We start from the raw sequence: 16,302 nt of genomic DNA on the forward strand, positions 1-16,302 counted from the left end.
CTCAGGTTCTACTCGATGACGCGGTCGGCGGATTCCAGCAGGGAAGCTGGAATCTCGATGCCCATGCGCTCAGCGGCTGCGGGGTTGACAACAACTTCCAGTTCGGAGGCCGTCTGGATCGGCATTGTCGCAGGGTCAGCGCCTTCCAGGACCTCGATGGCCATAATGCCCGTCTGGTAGCCCAGGTCCTCGTAGTTGATGCCCTCGGTAGCTACGGCACCGCCTTCAACGCTGGCCGCATCCGAGGCGATTACCGGAATCTTTTTCGATTCCGCAACGCCGATGAGCGACTTCAGAGCAGAGACAACGTTGTTGTCTGTCGGCACATAGAACGCGTCGACATCCAGGGACTGCGCCGCCTGCTGGACCTCGCTGGAGTTGCTGACGGTGGCTTCCTTGATTTCCAGGCCCATCTCGGCAGCGACCTTCTTCGCCAGGTCGACCTGGACCTGTGAGTTCACCTCGCCGGAGCTGTAGACGATGCCCACGCTCTTCGCGTCCGGAACTAGTTCCTTCAGCAGTCCCAGCTGTTCCTTGACGGGATTGAGGTCGCTCGTCCCGGTGATGTTGCCGCCGGGGGCTTCCAGCGATTCGACCAGGCCGGCCTCCACGGGATCGGTGACGGCAGTGATCAGGATGGGGATGTCCTGGATGGCCTGCGCGGCCGCCTGGGCAGTCGGAGTGGCGATCGCGAGGACAAGATCCTTCTGGTCCGTGGCGAACTTGCCGGCAATCGAGGTAGCGGTAGCCTGGTCGCCCTGGGCGTTCTGCTCGTCGTAGGTGACGTTTTCACCCTCGGTGTAGCCGTTCTCGGCCAGGGCCTTCTTGAAGCCCTCCCGCGAAGCATCCAGCGAGGGGTGGGAAACAATCTGCGTGATGCCGATTTCGACCATTTCGCCGGCCGGCCCGCTCTCGCCGGAGCCGGCCTCGCCACCGCCGTTGCCGCACGCCGTCATCAGCAGCGCCGAGGCGAACAGCGAGGCGCCCAGGGTTGTGTATGTTGACCGTTTCATGCCAGTGATTCCTTTCAAATCGCAAACGTGCCGGATGCTCCCGGCCCGCTCCCCCAAGTCACAGCTGTCCATGCGTTCCACCACGTTGCTGAATGGGTGGAAAATGCGGCTTGCCGGCGGCGTCGTTACCCCGCTGCGGGCACGGACAGTCATTCCCTGCGGAAAGTCCACTTCGATAGTACCTGTGAACAGCGTCACATTGTCTAATCTTCAGCACAGGCCTAGGACAAGAGTCCACTCATGCAGGCCCAAGAATGGACAATCCGTATCGAAATGCCAGTGAGGCCACTGTTCCGTCCATGGGTGTATGAATCCTTGGGAACCGATAAACTGGTGCGCAATCATGACACTGAAAATCACTTATCCCGAGACGTTGCCGGTTTCGGAACGGCGGGATGACATCATGGCGGCCATTGCCGCCAACCAGGTCACCATCATTGCCGGCGAAACCGGTTCGGGGAAGACCACCCAGATCCCCAAAATATGCCTTGAACTTGGACTCGGGGACAAGGGCCTGATCGGCCACACCCAGCCCCGCCGGCTCGCCGCGCGCACCGTTGCCGAGCGGATCGCGGAGGAACTCGACGTCAAGCTGGGCGAGGAAGTCGGCTTCCAGGTCCGTTTCACCGGTCAAGTTGGCCGCAGCACCCGGATCAAACTAATGACGGACGGCATTCTGCTCGCCGAAATCCAGCATGACAAGTTGCTGAAGAAGTACAGCACCATCATCATCGACGAGGCGCACGAGCGAAGCCTCAACATCGATTTCATTCTGGGTTACCTCAAGCGCATTCTGCCGCAGCGCCCCGATCTGAAAGTCATCATCACCTCCGCCACCATTGATCCGGAGCGCTTCGCCAAGCATTTCGGTGACGATGAGCCCGCTCCGATCATCGAAGTCTCGGGCCGCACCTACCCCGTGGAAATCAGGTACCGTCCGCTCAACATGCCGGCCGGCACCATCGACTCGGACGACGAGCTCGAAGAGGACCGCGATCCCCTGGACGCGGTCTGCGACGCAGTGGACGAACTGGCCGGCGAAGTCCACGGGGACATCCTCGTCTTCTTCTCCGGGGAGCGGGAGATCCGCGACGCCGCGGACGCGCTGCGGGCGCGGGTGCAGACCAACCGCCGGTTGGCGGGAACCGAGATCCTGCCGCTCTATGCCCGGCTCTCCCTGGCCGAACAGCACAGGGTCTTTTCGCCCGGTGCCGGCGGCCGGCGCCGGATCGTCCTGGCCACCAACGTGGCGGAAACTTCCCTGACCGTGCCGGGCATCAAATACGTCATCGATACGGGCACGGCCCGCATCTCAAGGTATTCGCACCGGACCAAGGTCCAGCGTTTGCCCATCGAACGGATCTCCCAGGCCTCCGCCAACCAGCGCTCCGGCCGCTGCGGCCGCGTCAGCGATGGCATCGCAATCAGGCTGTATTCGGAAGAGGATTTCGAAGCCCGGCGCGAGTTCACCGATCCGGAAATCCTGCGAACCAACTTGGCCGCCGTCATCCTCCAGATGACCGCCATGGGCGTGGCCCGCAGCCCGAAGGACATCGAGAATTTCCCGTTCGTCGAGCCGCCGGAGACCCGGGCGATTAACGACGGCGTCAACCTCCTGCGCGAGCTCGGCGCACTGGCCGAGCCGGGCAAGCCTGCCGACGCGGCGCGCGAGCCGCAAGCCTCCGGCCGCGGAGGTGGCCGCGGGCTGCGCCGCGAACCCGGCCTGACCGCCGTCGGGCATCAGCTGGCCCAGTTGCCGGTAGATCCCCGTCTGGGCCGCATGATTGTCGAAGCCGGCAAACGCGGGTGCGTCCGCGAGGTCATGATTCTCGCTGCGGCGCTGACCATCCAGGATCCGCGTGAACGGCCTTCTGCAGACAGCGGCAGCAAGCAGCAGCAGGCCGCCGAACTGCACAAGCGCTTCGTGGACGAGAACTCGGACTTCACCGGCATCCTGAACCTGTGGCGCTACGTGCAGGACAAGCAGAAGGAACTGTCTTCCACCCAGTTCCGCAAGTTGTGCCGCACCGAGTTCATCAACTATCTGCGGATCCGCGAATGGCAGGATCTGTTTGCGCAGCTGCGGCAACTCGCCAAGCCGCTGGGCATTACGCTCTCTTCCGGCAGCGACGTAGATCCTGTTGGCAAGCATGACGACATCCACAAGAGCCTGCTCGCCGGCCTGCTCAGCCACATCGGCGCCTACGAGGAGCGCAAACGCGAATACGCCGGTGCCCGGGGCACCCGCTTCGCAATCTTCCCCGGCTCGGCGCTGTTCAAGAAGTCACCCGATTGGGTCATGGCGGCCGAACTGGTGGAGACGTCGCGGCTGTGGGCCCGCGTAGCTGCCCGGTTCGATCCGTTGTGGGCCGAGGAAATCGCCCCGCAGCTGCTCAAACGGACCTATTCCGAACCGCACTGGTCCCGCCGCCTGGGTTCGGTCATGGCCTATGAGAAGGTCACGCTCTACGGCGTCCCGATCATCCCGCAGCGGCGCATCCAATACGGCAGGATCGACCGCGAGCTCAGCCGGGACCTCTTCATCCGCCATGCCCTGGTTGAAGGTGACTGGCGCACCCACCACAAGTTCTTCCACCGCAACCGCGCCCTGCTGGCCGAGGTCGAGGAGCTGGAGACACGCACGCGCCGACGCGGTCTCCGTGTGGATGATGAGACGCTTTTCGAGTTCTACGATCAGCGGATCGGCGAGAACGTGGTCTCCGAGCGCCACTTCGACAAATGGTGGAAGGCCGCACGCGAGGAAAATCCCGCGCTGCTCGACTTCGACCCCGATGCGCTCCTGACCGAAGAAGCCGAAGAGCTCGATGCCGACGCCTTCCCGAAAATCTGGCGGCAAGGCTCCTTCGAGCTGCCGCTGAGCTATGAATTTTCGCCGGTGGCGCCCGGCGGGACTCCCAACCCTTCAGACGGTGTCACGGCGGAAGTGCCGGTGCTGTTCCTGAACCAGCTCGATCCCGCGCCCTTCCGCTGGCAGATTCCCGGCCTGCGGGCTGACCTGGTGACCGCTTTGATCAAGTCCCTGCCTAAGCAGGTGCGCAAGAACTTTGTGCCCGCCCCCGATGTGGCGCGTACTGCTGCCGCGGTTCTTGCAGAGGAGTTTGTTCCGGAAGAAGACGAGCTGGAACCTTCGCTGGAACTGGTGCTCCGCCGGCTCAAGGGCCACATCATCCCGCCCGGTTCCTGGAACTGGGAAGCAGTGCCGCCGCACCTGCGGGTCAGTTTCCGGGTGGTGGACGCACGCGGAAAAGTCCTGGGCGAAGACAAAGACCTGGCCCGGCTGCAGGAAGAGCTGGCGCCGCAGACCCGCCGCGCCATCGCCGATTCACTCGGTGCCACACCCAAGACGGCCAAGCCCGCGAAGCAGGCCAAGGCGTCTTCGACGCCGGCTGCTCCGGCGCCGAGCGATATCCAGGAACTGACAGGGCTGACCGAGTGGACGGGCGCCACGCTTGAACGCGAGGTCAAGCGGTTGATAGCGGGCCACACGGTCACGGGCTATCCGGCCTTCGTGGATGAAGGCCAGACTGTCGCGCGGCGGATCTATCCCACTGCCGCGGAGCAGGAGTCCGCCATGCGCTCCGGCGTCATCCGGCTGCTGGCGCTTCGTGTGCCGTCCCCGCAGCGCTACGTGCTGGACCATTTGAACAACACCGAGAAACTCACCTTTAGCCAGAACCCGCATGGTTCTGTCGCCTCGTTGATCGATGACTGTACGCTGGCGGCCATCGATAAGCTGGTGCCGCAGGAGCTGCCGTGGTCCAGGGAAGAGTTCGACCGCCTGTATGAGGTGGTCCGTGCGGAACTGATCGACACCGTCTTCTCCGTGACCGCCGTCGTCGAAAAAATCCTCTCCAGCAACCGGCGCATCCAGAAATCGCTCAAGGCCAGCACGAGCCTGGCCCTGATCAGTGCCCTGAACGACATCAAGAGCCAGCTCGAGCAGCTGGTCTACCCCGGTTTCGTCGCCCGTACGGGCTATGCCCAGCTGAGCCATCTCCCCCGCTATCTGGCGGCGATCGAGCGCAGGCTGGAGAAGCTGCCAACCAACGTGGCGCGGGACGGCCAGCAGATGGCCGCCGTGCAAAAGCTTGAAGACGAGTACGACGACGCCGTCGCGGCTTTGCGTCCCGGCTCCCGGCACCCCGGAGCGCTGCGCAAGGTGCGGTGGATGCTCGAGGAACTGAGGGTCAGCTTCTTCGCCCAGGAACTGGGAACGGCCTATTCCATTTCAGAGAAGCGCGTGCGTGCTGCCTTGAACGAGGCGCTCAGCAAGTGACGCCGGACAACGGCCCGGCGTCACTGCCTAATCCGCCGGGACGAATTCGCCGTAGCCGGCGTCACGCAGGCCCGCGCGCAGTTGCCGGGCATTGTTCTCCATCCGATCGGGATCCGGGTTCTGCTCTGCCCGCTTGAAATCGAACTCGGCTTCCGAGCTGGCCGGCCACACGTGAAGGTGGAGGTGGTCCACTTCGAAACCGGCGATAATCATGCCCGCCCGCGGCGCCCCGAACACCTCAACCTGCACCTTGCCGATGGTCTGGGCAACGGCCGTGACTTTCTGCCAAAGCTCCGCCGGCGCGTCCGTCCAGCGGTCCACCTCCGCACGCGGAACCACCAGCGTGTGGCCGTCAGCCAAGGGCCCAATGCTGAGGAAAGCAACGACGTCGTCGTCCTTCCATACGAATTTTCCGGGGATCTCACCGTTGATGATTTTCGTGAACAGCGTGCTCATGCTTTCTCCTTCACAGATGCTATATCCAGGACAAACCGGTACTTCACGTCACCGGCCACCATGCGGTCGTACGCGTCATTGAGCTGGTCTGCGGTGACCATTTCGATGTCGGAAGTGATGTTGTGTTCGGCGCAGAAATCCAGCATCTCCTGGGTCTCGGCGATCCCGCCGATCATGGAGCCGCCGTAGGCGATGCGCTTGCGGATGAGCGCGCCGACCGGAACCGGCGGCATGTCCCCCGGAGGCAACCCCAGCTGGATCAGGGCGCCATCCCTGCGGATGGTCCTCAGATAGGGGCCGAGGTCGTGGGCGGCGGCGACGGTGTCGATGATCAAGTCGATGCTGTCCCGGACCTGCGCCATCGACACGCTGTCCGAGGAGAGGACTACGCGGTCTGCCCCCAGTGCGCGGGCTGCCTCGGCCTTACCTTCCGACGTAGTGAACACCGTGACTTCGGCGCCCATCGCCTTGGCGAGCTTGACGGCCATGTGCCCGAGGCCGCCCAGACCCACGACGCCCACCGAGTCCCCGGTCTCCACCCCGAAGTACCGCATGGGTGAGTAGACGGTGATGCCGGCACACAGCAGCGGGGCCGTGGCCGCCGGGTCGAGGCTCTCCGGAACGCGCAGACAGTAATTTTCGTCGACTACGATCGAGGTGGCGTAGCCGCCCTGCGTCGGCTCGCCCCCGCGCCGCCGATCGGGCACACCGTAAGTGCCGGTGGAACCGTTCTCGCAGTACTGCTCCAGGCCCTCTTCGCAGCTGATGCATTCGCGGCAGGAATCCACCAAACAGCCCACACCCACCAGATCACCGATGGCGTGGAGCGTCACGTCCTGCCCGATCCCCGTCACCCGTCCGACGATTTCGTGGCCGGGCACCAGTGGATACCGCGACGGCCGCCACTCGCTGCGCACGGCATGCACATCCGAATGGCACAGCCCGCAGAAGGCAATCGTGATCTCCACATCGTGAGGTTCCGGCTCACGCCGCTCGATCTGCAGGGGAAGAAGCCCCGACGTCGGCGATGTCGCGGCATAGGCCTGCGCGGTGCTCATGGATCTCCTCGGATTCGGCGCTGGCAGGGGCTGGCCCAACGGCGGCGGTTTGGGACGGCCAAGACTCATACAGCGACGCTACCCTGTTGCCGTATCAGCCTGCCAGTTGCGACCGAATCAGCCTGCCAGTTGCGACCGAGGAGCTGTGTCTGGATCAGAAACAGTGTCGACGGCATGCCCGCCCGGCTCGCTCCCCACTGCCACGGGCAGTTCCGAACGTCGCGACCACTGTGACCAGGAACCGGGGAATAGTGCTGCCTCGAGACCGGCATGGGCCAATGCTGCAACCTCATGGGCGGCCGTCACGCCTGATCCGCAGTACACTCCAATTGCCCTGCCGGGCAGCACACCCAGCTCGCGGAACCTGGCGGCCAGCTGTTCCGGCGGCAGGAACCTGCCCGCTGCATCCAGATTGGCCCCGGCCGGCGCGTTGACGGCGCCTGGAATGTGACCCGCCTTCGGGTCAACCGGTTCGCTCTCGCCGCGGTACCGCTCCGGTGCTCTGGCATCGAGCAGCAGCCCGTAGCTGGTAAACCCGGTGACTTCGTCGAGCTTCAGCACGGGCATGTGGCCGGGCGCCAGGGTGACGCAGCCGAGGCTCGGCAGTTCGTCGCCGCGATCGGTTTCGAAGCCCGCAGCCTGCCAGGCTGCCAGTCCGCCGTCGAGCAGGAACACGTCCTCGAAGCCGCCGTCTTTGAGCAGCCACCAGAGCCGTGCGGCGGAAAGCCCACCCACATTGTCATAGGCGACCACCGTATCCCCGTTGTTGATTCCCCATTCCCTGGCTGCTTCCTCGAAAGCGGCTGCGTCGGGCAGCGGATGGCGCCCGGCTTGCGGGGATGGCGGCGCGGCCAACTGCGTTTCCAGATCGGCATAGACAGCGCCGGGAATATGCTCGCCTAGATAGTGTTCGCGGCCGTGGGGGTCGCCCAGCGCCCAGCGGACATCGAGTACAACCGTGCGGCGGCCGGAGGTCATCCGGTCCTGCAGGGTCCGTACGTCCATCAGAGTCCTCATGAGATCTCCTCCTGAACTGTTGCCGGCCCCGTTGCCGGCGGATGTGCTGCTGCCCAAGGGTTTGGGCAGCTGGGTTTTTACAATGTGACGCTTTGCCCCGGCTCCAGATGTTCGTAGTGTGTGCCGTACCGTTCGCCGAAGGACTTCACATGTTTTTCGACAATACCCTTGCCCGCGCTGTTCAACAGGCCGTCATGAATGGGGAACGCTCGTTCTGCCCGCACAGCGGTGACAAAATCGATCACCTCGCCGACCTTGGACCAGGGGGCATGGATCGGCACCAGTACCGTTGAAACCTGCAGGCCATGGGGCACGATAAAGGAATCCCCCGGGTGGTACACCTCGTCATTAATCAGGTACCCGATGTTGGCGACCACGGGAATGTTCGGGTGGATCAGGGCGTGCTGTCCGCCGAAGGTGCGGATGTCGAAGCCGGGGATCGAAAACCGGGTACCGGAGTCCGACGCATGGATGCGCGCGGCAGCCTCGGGCACCAGCGCACGCAGTTCCTCTGCCACACCGGACGGGGCGTAGACCTGCAGATCCGGCGCGGCCAGGATGGCCGCAGGCAGCCGCTCCCGGTCGACATGGTCTTCATGTTCGTGCGTAATCAGGACGGTGCCGGCACCGTCCAGAGCCTGGTCAACCTCGGAAAGGTTTCCGGGATCGAGGACCAGTACGTGTCCGTCGCGCTCAAGCCTGACGCATGCGTGGGTGTACTTGGTTAGCAGCATGGTCCCAGCCTACCCAGCCGGTGCCGCCCGGCAACCGATCCCGGGCCGGCTGATAGGCTGGAGGTCAGCCTTCAGGCCGCACCATCCGCTGTCAAGGAGACCTCCCACGCAATGTCGACCCCCTCTGCCGATTCCCAGGCACCCCGCCGCGGTTCCGAGCAACGAGTGACCCGGCAGCGGCTCGCCGTCAGTGGCGCACTGGACAGCCTCGACGATTTCGTCAGCACCCAGGAACTGCACCGGCTGCTGCATGGCCGCGGTGAATCGGTCTCACTGGCTACCACGTACCGGATTCTGCAATCCATGGCCGAGGACGGGCAGGTGGATGTGCTGCGCAAGGACGACGGCGAGGCCGTGTACCGGCGCTGCGCCGTTGAGCACCACCATCATCACCTGCTCTGCAGGGACTGCGGCAAGGCCGTGGAGATCGAGGCGCCGGCAGTGGAGCAGTGGGCCGCCCGTGTTGCCGCTGAACACGGCTACACGCAAGTCGCGCACACCGTGGAAATGTACGGGCTCTGCCCGGAATGCAGCGCTAAACGGCAGTAACTTTCACCGCAGCGATGTCCGGGGAAGCGCTCCGCTTAGTCCTGCCCAGCTTGTCGCGCCGTGCACCGATCAAACGGCAGACCAGGTAGATCAGGAACGAGATCGTGGTGACGTAGGGACTGATCGGAATGCGCCCGCCCAAGGCCAGCAGAATGCCGCCCACCACGGAAACCAACGCAAAGATCACGCTGAGGCCGACCACCAACCGCGGCGAAGCGGTGACCCGAAGAGCCGCGGCCGACGGTGTGATGACCAACGCCAGCACCAACAGCGCGCCCACTATCTGGATGGACAGGGCGACCGCCAGGCCCAGCAGGAACATAAACGCGATGGCCAGCTTGCCCACGGGCACTCCCCGGGCTTCGGCAAGATCCGGATCCGCGCTGGCAAACGTCAGGGGCCGCCAGATCGCCAGCAGGGCCACGATGACGAACAGCGAGCATCCCAGCATCACATTCAGCTGAACGGTGTCTACCGAGACGATCTGCCCGGTGAGCAGGCCGAACTTATTCGCGGACCTGCCCTCGTACAGGGACAGGAAGAGAATGCCCAGGCCCAGGCCGAACGGCATGATGACCCCAATGATGGAGTTCCTGTCCCGCGCCCGCATGCCCATGACGCCGAGGATGACGGCGGCAACCACGGAGCCCAGCAACGAGCCGAAGACCACGTTGGCGCCGATGAGCAGCGCGAAGGCTGCGCCGGCGAAAGACAGTTCCGCGATGCCGTGGACGGCAAAGGCCAGGTCCCGCATCATGACGAAGGTTCCGATGAGCCCGCCGACCAGGCCAAGAACGGCTCCGGCGATGAGCGAGTTGGTTACCAGCGGAAGCAGTTGCGAGTAGTCTTCGAAGTTGAAGACCGCGTTCATGAACTCATTGAGGTCCATGCTCAGTCCTCCTCGCCGTGGTGATGGGTGGTGGCGTCCGGCAGCCCGACCACGATGATGCGGCCCTCGTTATGAATGACTTCGACGTGGCTGTTGTACATATCCGACAGGACTTCGGTGGTCATGACCTCTTCAGGGGCCCCAACCCGGAACTGGCCGCCTGCCAAGTACAGCACCCGGTCCACGTAGTCGATGATCGGGTTGATCTCGTGCGTCACGAACACCACGGCGCTATTCTGCTCATGGCATTGCGCGTTGATCAACGCGCTGACTGCCTGCTGATGGTGCAGGTCCAGCGACAGCAACGGCTCATCGCACAGCAGCACCTTGGGATCCGTGGCCAGCGCCTGCGCGGCCCGCAGCCGCTGTTGCTCGCCGCCGGAGAGCAAGCCGACCGGAGCCTCAGCATAGGACGAAGCACCGACCAAATCCAGCAGTTCGTCCACGCGCCGACGGTGCCTGCGCCCATTGAGCCGGACGCCCCAGCGGTGACCGTCCAGACCGAGACCAACAAGATCCCGCGCGCGCAGGGGCGTTCCCGGGACAAACGACTTCTGCTGCGGGATGTAGCCGATATCGCGGCTCCCCCGCGCGACCGAACTGCCGTTGATGCGCGCACTTCCGTGCGTCAGCGGCTGGAGCCCGAGCAGTACCCGCAGGAAACTCGTCTTGCCGGACCCGTTCGGCCCGAGCACCGCAAAGAACTCGCCCGGGTTGATCTCGAGGTCCAGATCATGCCACAGCACACGGTTGCCAAAGGAAAGGGAGGCCCCCTGCAGGCTGACGGCGGGTGTTGTCACACGGTTCCTTGTACTCGGTCCGGCTGGCTGGGACAAGTCAATCACAGTACTGCTGGTCATGGTTGCCGCTTAGGCCGCGAGCACGGTGGAAATGTTATCCAGGTTGCTGCCCATCCATGACAGATAGTCCTGGCCTTCGGGCAGCGTTTCAGTGAATACAACGACGGCGACGCCGGACTCTTCCGCCACGGCGCGCAGCTGCTGCGTCTGGGGGCCTTCTGTCTGCTCGTTGTAGGCCACGAAGCTGACGGTTCCCCCGCTGATCAAGTCCTGCGTCTCCTTTATGGCAACCGGCGCGGCATCGCTGCCTTCTTCGACTGCCTCCAGGAAGTCAGCCGGAGTCTCGTTGTGCAGACCCAGCGATTCAAGCAAATAATGCGGCACCGGATCCGTGGCCGCCACCTCGGCGTTGCCAGCGCGCTCGGCCAGCGCATCGCGTTCCTGCACCAAGGCGTCGATGTCCTCCTGGAAGGCGGTGCTGTTGGCCTCGAACGTCGCGGCGTTGGCTGGGTCGAGCGTGCTGAGCTTGTCGGCGACGACGCCGGCCATCTTGCCCATGGTTTCGAAGTCATACCAGACGTGTTCGTTCAGGCCTTCAATATGTCCGTGGCCTGAATGCTCATCGTCGGCTTCCGGCTGGGCGGATTCCCCGGCCTGCCCGCCTAAACCTGAGACGTCCACGGCGGTGACCACATACTCGTGGTCCTTACCGGTTTCATCGACCAGGCCGTGCAGGAAGGGATCGTAGCCACCACCGTTTTCGATGACGACGTCCGCCTCGGACACGGCCAGTTTGTCCCTGGCTGTTGCCTCGTAGGAATGGGGGTCCTGCGAGAGCTTGTTGATAATGGAAGTCACCTCCACGGCCTCACCGCCGATGGTGGCCGCGAGGTCACCGTAGACATCGGTGGAAGCGACAACCTGGACTTTGCCGGCTTCCCCGCCGTCTGTCCCCCCGGCTCCGGAATCACCTTGGCCGCAGGCCGAAAGCACTAGTGCGAGTCCGGCGACACCGGAAATAGCAGTCAGACCACGAAACAGCCGCATGGACACCTCGATCTACTCATAATGAGAATCAATACCAACAGGGAACTTGTCCAGTGTAACGTAACGCGAACCGTTCGCATTACCATGGTTGCCCTATTGTCCTATTGCCTGCTGCGGCCCGGAGCTGTGACGCTCCGGGCCAGGGACGGGGATCAAGCGCCCAGCCGACGCGCACCCTGATTCTGTGTAGTATCCCGGATCTCCCCCACCAGTTCCTCCAGCACGTCCTCAAGGAACAGCACCCCGTGGGTCTGGCCGCCCGGGCCAATCACACGGGCCAAGTGGGAACCGGTGCGCTGCATGACGGCCAGCGCGTCCTCGATTTCCTCGTCCAGCGACAGGTTGGCCAGCGTACGCACCTTGGTCACCGGGATGGCCATTGAATACCGTTCCTCGGGGATCGTCATGATGTCCTTCAGATGCAGATATCCCGTGAGGTTTGCGTCGCCGTCGGCAACCGCGAAGCGGGAGAAACCCGTCCGGCCCACTACCCGTTCGAACTCCGCCGGGGTGGTGTCCACGCCGATGGTCACCAAGTCATCCAGCGGAACCATGATGCTTTCCGCCGTCTGGCCGGAGAACTCCAGCGAGCTGGAGATCAGCCCTGCTTCATCCTCCACCAGGCCGTGCCGGGTGGATTCCTGCACGATGGACTGGACTTCCTCCAGGGTGAAGGTGGAGGTCACCTCGTCCTTCGGCTCGATGCGGATCGCACGCAGGATGTGGTTCGCGGACCAGTTGAGGACCACGATCACCGGCTTGACGATCCTGCTGACATAAACCAGCGGCGGAGCCAGCAGCAGGGCCGCTTTATCCGCGGTGGACACCGAAATGTTCTTCGGCACCATCTCGCCGAAGGTCACATGCAGGAACGTCACCAGCAGGAGGGCGATCACGAACGAAATTCCGTAGGAGACGTCGTGCGGTATCCCGATCCAGCGCTCCAGCGGAATCAGCAGCAGTTCCTTGATGGCGGGTTCGGCGACGTTGAGGATGAGCAAGGAACATACGGTGATGCCCAATTGTGCACAGGCCAGCATCAGGGAAACATTTTCCATTGCCCACAACGTGGTTTTGGCCCGCTTCGATCCTGCTTCGGCCAATGGTTCGATCTGGCTTCGACGGGCCGACATGACAGCAAATTCGGCGCCGACAAAGAAGGCATTGCCGAGCAGCAGCACAACAAGCCAGAGGATGCCCATACCGGCGCTCATCGGACGCCGCCTTCGGCAGCCGCGGTCCCGGACGTCGTCGTACTGCCGCCCTCACCGGCCACCGGATCCGGGATGAACCGGACCCGGTCCACCCGGCGCCCGTCCATTCGTTCCACTTCCAGCACGCCGCCGGGTACATCGACCCGATCGCCGGCAGCAGCTATGCGTCCCAGCTCGCTCATGATGAAGCCGCCAACAGTCTCGTAGCCTGCTTCGTCCGGAACGGTGAGCAGCGGTATCTGTTCAGAGACCTCGTCCGGGCGCATCAGCCCGGGGAAGTACCAGTTGCCCGCAGCGCTCTGCAGCACCCCGGGCTTGACCCGGTCGTGCTCATCGGAGACCTCGCCGACGATTTCTTCCACCAGGTCCTCAAGCGTCACAACTCCCGCTGTGCCACCGTATTCATCGAGAACGACGGCGAACTGCAGGTTTGATGCGCGCAGCTCCGACAGCAGGGAATCCAGGTGCACAGTCTCGGGCACCCGCAGCACATCGGTCATGATCGTTGCGGCGGCCAGCTCGGACCGTTTCCACCGCGGCACGCCGATGGCCTTTTTGATGTGGACTACCCCGCGGACATCGTCCGGCGAGTCGCCCAGGAGGGGGAACCTGGAAAAGCCGGTTCTTCGGGCAGCCGCCACGATGTCTTCGACGGTGTCGTCGGCGTCGATGAACTCGACCCGGATACGCGGGGTCATGACATCGGCGGCCGAACGGCCGGAAAACCTCAAGGTCCGGGACAGGAAGTTCGCGGTACCCGCATCCAACGTGCCCATTTCAGCGGACCGGCGCACCAACGAGGCCAGCTCGGACGGCGTCCGGGCGCCGGAAAGTTCTTCCTTGGCTTCCAGGCCGAACAGATGAAGCACCTTGTTGGAAAAGCCGTTGAGGACGATGATCGCCGGCTTGAATACTGCAGTGAACAGCAGCTGCGGCCGGGCAACGGCCTTGCCGACTGCCATGGGCAGGGCAATGGAGGCATTCTTCGGCACCAGCTCGCCGATCAGCATCGAGAGCAGGGTAGCCACCGTCATGGCGATGACAACTCCGGCGGTCTGGATAATGGCCTCAGGCAGAGCCAGCATCGCCAGCGGCGCGCGAAGCAGACTGCTGATGGCCGGCTCCAGCAGGAAACCGGTCAGCAAGGTAGTCAGGGTAATTCCGAGCTGACAGCTGGAGAGTTGGGTGGAAAGGGACTTCAGGCACTTCATCACAGCGACGGCGCCCTTGTCGCCCTTGTCGATGGCCCGCTGTACGGTGGCCTGGTCCAGCGCCACGAGGGCGAATTCAACCGCCACGAAGAAGCCGGTTCCCAAGATCAATAGCATGCCGGCGGCAATCTGGATCCACTCCATCAGAGGACCACCACCGCACGCGGTGAAGTTAGGAGCGCAGACTGCGCCGGCGGGGGTTTATCGTCAGAGCCCGGACTGGAAGGCTCCTGTCCGGCCGCCGGGGCGTCAGGAAGTGAATGATGGGCACGGGTACGGGGTCTGCCGGTGCTGTGTGAGCCATCAGATTGCGTTGCCACTGCTGCAATCGTGCCCACGGACCGGCGCCTAGAATAGCTGTCCATTATTCGTTAAGCGTAGCAGGAGCTACCAGCTTTGCGGCAGCGGCCGGCCTTCCTCATAGCCGGCCGCGGACTGCACCCCGACGATGGCCCGCTCACGGAATTCAACCAGGTTGGTCGCTCCCGCATAGGTCATGGAACTGCGCAGTCCCGACGTAATTCCGTCCAGGAGGTCTTCGACGCCGGGGCGGGCAGGATCAAGATACATCTTCGAGGAGGAAATGCCTTCCTCAAACAGGCCTTTGCGCGCACGCTCGAACGCCCCTTCGCGCTGCGTCCGGTACTGCACTGCACGGGCCGAGGCCATGCCGAAACTCTCCTTGTATTGCCGGCCATTGCTGTCCGTCATCAGATCCCCCGGGCTTTCATAGGTCCCGGCGAACCAGGAACCGATCATGACCTGGCTGGCACCCGCTGCCAGGGCCAGAGCCACGTCCCGCGGGTAACGCACTCCGCCGTCGGCCCAGACATGGGCGCCGAGTTCGCTGGCGGCCGCCGCGCATTCGTACACGGCGGAAAACTGCGGCCGCCCGACGGCGGTCATCATCCGCGTGGTGCACATTGCACCGGGTCCCACGCCGACCTTGACGATGTCCGCACCTGCTGCGACCAGATCGCGTACGCCCTCGGCACTGACCACGTTCCCGGCCACCACCGGGACGGCGGGATCCAGTCCCCGTACAGCCCGCAGCGCGTCGAACATCTTCTGCTGGTGACCATGGGCAGTGTCAACAACAAGAACGTCGACGCCGGCCTCGAGCAAGGCTGCGGCTTTGGCCTGGACGTCTCCATTGATCCCGACGGCGGCCGCGACCCTGAGGCGCCCCTTATCATCCACGGCAGGACGGTAGATCGTCGAACGCAGCGCACCGGTGCGGGTCAGCGCCCCGAGGAGGTAGCCTTCGTCGTCGACGACCGGCGCGAAGCCGACCCCGGCGCCGTCGAAAAGCTCAAAGGCCTTCCGGAGCGCAGGCTGCAGCTCACCGGAAAACATCGATGCCTGCAACGTCAGTGGGTGCTCGCGCATGACCGATTCCAGCGAGGCGAACCTATCGACGCCTTCGCATTCGTCAGCCCGGACCACACCGAGGCAACGACCTTCGTTGTCGACAATCGCGACGGCTCCATGGGCGCGCTTGTTCATCAGGTGCAGCGCGTCGATGACGGTGTTGGAGGGCTGCAGTTTCAACGGGGTTTCGTAGACCGCATGGCGTGCCTTGACCCAGCCGGTGACTTCGGCCAGCACGTCGAGAGGAACATCCTGGGGCAGCACTGCCAGGCCCCCGCGGCGGGAAATCGTCTCCACCATCCGGCGACCGGTTACCGCCGTCATGTTCGCCACTACCAGCGGGATCGTGGTGCCTGTTCCGTCCCCCGAGGCCAAGTCCACGTCCAGCCGTGAGACCACTTCCGACCTGGATGGAACCAGGAAAACGTCCGAGTAGGTCAGGTCCGTCTGCGGCTGATTGATGAACTGCATGTTCTGCTCCTGAAAATCGACGTGCAGGCAACGACAGCACGAGTCTACGACGCCGAGCCAAATCACCGGTGCACCGCTTCTGACGGGGTCTGTTGGCGCTTCGTCACATTGGTTTCAAAACAATCGTATGAGATTGGCCTGCACAGCGGATGTGTCATTAGACTGGCTAGAGGTC

At 63.7% G+C, this 16,302-nt stretch carries 13 protein-coding genes; 2 read left to right on the forward strand and 11 right to left on the reverse strand.

Annotated features, from left to right (window positions below; translation table 11 throughout):
- Positions 1-8 precede the first annotated feature (8 nt).
- Positions 9-1,013, reverse strand: coding sequence for an ABC transporter substrate-binding protein (locus AC20117_RS21720; protein WP_074701657.1), 1,005 nt, complete (start codon positions 1,011-1,013; stop codon positions 9-11).
- Positions 1,014-1,356: 343 nt separating this feature from the next.
- Here AC20117_RS21720 and hrpA point away from each other — a divergent pair, with 343 nt between their 5' ends.
- Positions 1,357-5,310, forward strand: a complete 3,954-nt coding sequence (gene hrpA / locus AC20117_RS21725; RefSeq protein ID WP_074701656.1) for an ATP-dependent RNA helicase HrpA — start codon at positions 1,357-1,359, stop codon at positions 5,308-5,310.
- A 27-nt stretch (positions 5,311-5,337) separates the two neighbouring features.
- On the opposite strand, the gene AC20117_RS21730 is transcribed toward hrpA, so the two are convergent.
- The 4 genes from AC20117_RS21730 to AC20117_RS21745 all read right to left on the reverse strand — a co-directional run bounded on the left by AC20117_RS21730 (position 5,338) and on the right by AC20117_RS21745 (position 8,575).
- The gene (locus AC20117_RS21730) at positions 5,338-5,766 is read right to left on the reverse strand and encodes an HIT family protein (protein WP_074701654.1); all 429 of its coding nucleotides are present in this window, start codon (positions 5,764-5,766) and stop codon (positions 5,338-5,340) included.
- Entirely contained in the window at positions 5,763-6,893 is a 1,131-nt protein-coding gene (locus AC20117_RS21735) for an NAD(P)-dependent alcohol dehydrogenase (RefSeq protein WP_074701653.1), read from the reverse strand. The genes AC20117_RS21730 and AC20117_RS21735 overlap by 4 nt, the downstream gene beginning before the upstream one ends.
- 48 nt (positions 6,894-6,941) lie before the next feature.
- The gene (locus AC20117_RS21740) at positions 6,942-7,841 is read right to left on the reverse strand and encodes a sulfurtransferase (RefSeq protein WP_074701651.1); all 900 of its coding nucleotides are present in this window, start codon (positions 7,839-7,841) and stop codon (positions 6,942-6,944) included.
- A gap of 77 nt (positions 7,842-7,918) precedes the next feature.
- Positions 7,919-8,575 (reverse strand): MBL fold metallo-hydrolase, encoded by a 657-nt coding sequence (locus tag AC20117_RS21745; protein WP_074701650.1) that lies wholly within the window; start codon positions 8,573-8,575, stop codon positions 7,919-7,921.
- Positions 8,576-8,686: 111 nt separating this feature from the next.
- Here AC20117_RS21745 and AC20117_RS21750 point away from each other — a divergent pair, with 111 nt between their 5' ends.
- Positions 8,687-9,124, forward strand: coding sequence for a Fur family transcriptional regulator (locus AC20117_RS21750; protein WP_074701648.1), 438 nt, complete (start codon positions 8,687-8,689; stop codon positions 9,122-9,124).
- Here the strand turns inward: AC20117_RS21750 and AC20117_RS21755 are convergent.
- The 6 genes from AC20117_RS21755 to guaB1 form a co-directional block, all read right to left on the reverse strand.
- The gene (locus tag AC20117_RS21755) at positions 9,111-10,013 is read right to left on the reverse strand and encodes a metal ABC transporter permease (protein WP_074701647.1); all 903 of its coding nucleotides are present in this window, start codon (positions 10,011-10,013) and stop codon (positions 9,111-9,113) included. The genes AC20117_RS21750 and AC20117_RS21755 overlap by 14 nt on opposite strands.
- Before the next feature lie 2 nt (positions 10,014-10,015).
- Positions 10,016-10,813: a metal ABC transporter ATP-binding protein gene (locus AC20117_RS21760; protein WP_074701645.1), complete on the reverse strand. Its 798-nt coding sequence runs from the start codon at positions 10,811-10,813 to the stop codon at positions 10,016-10,018.
- Between the two features lie 69 nt (positions 10,814-10,882).
- Positions 10,883-11,860 (reverse strand): metal ABC transporter solute-binding protein, Zn/Mn family, encoded by a 978-nt coding sequence (locus tag AC20117_RS21765; RefSeq protein ID WP_074703331.1) that lies wholly within the window; start codon positions 11,858-11,860, stop codon positions 10,883-10,885.
- Between the two features lie 152 nt (positions 11,861-12,012).
- Positions 12,013-13,074: a hemolysin family protein gene (locus AC20117_RS21770; protein ID WP_101632673.1), complete on the reverse strand. Its 1,062-nt coding sequence runs from the start codon at positions 13,072-13,074 to the stop codon at positions 12,013-12,015.
- On the reverse strand, positions 13,071-14,429 hold the full coding sequence (locus AC20117_RS21775; RefSeq protein WP_074701644.1) for a hemolysin family protein: 1,359 nt from the start codon (positions 14,427-14,429) through the stop codon (positions 13,071-13,073). Before AC20117_RS21775 ends, AC20117_RS21770 begins: the two co-directional genes overlap by 4 nt.
- 243 nt (positions 14,430-14,672) lie before the next feature.
- A complete protein-coding gene (gene guaB1, locus AC20117_RS21780) occupies positions 14,673-16,127 on the reverse strand; it encodes a GMP reductase (protein ID WP_074701642.1) in 1,455 nt (484 codons plus the stop codon).
- Positions 16,128-16,302 lie beyond the last annotated feature (175 nt).

Origin of the sequence: Arthrobacter crystallopoietes, assembly GCF_002849715.1 — a bacterium.
GTDB classification, from domain to species: Bacteria; Actinomycetota; Actinomycetes; order Actinomycetales; family Micrococcaceae; genus Crystallibacter; species Crystallibacter crystallopoietes.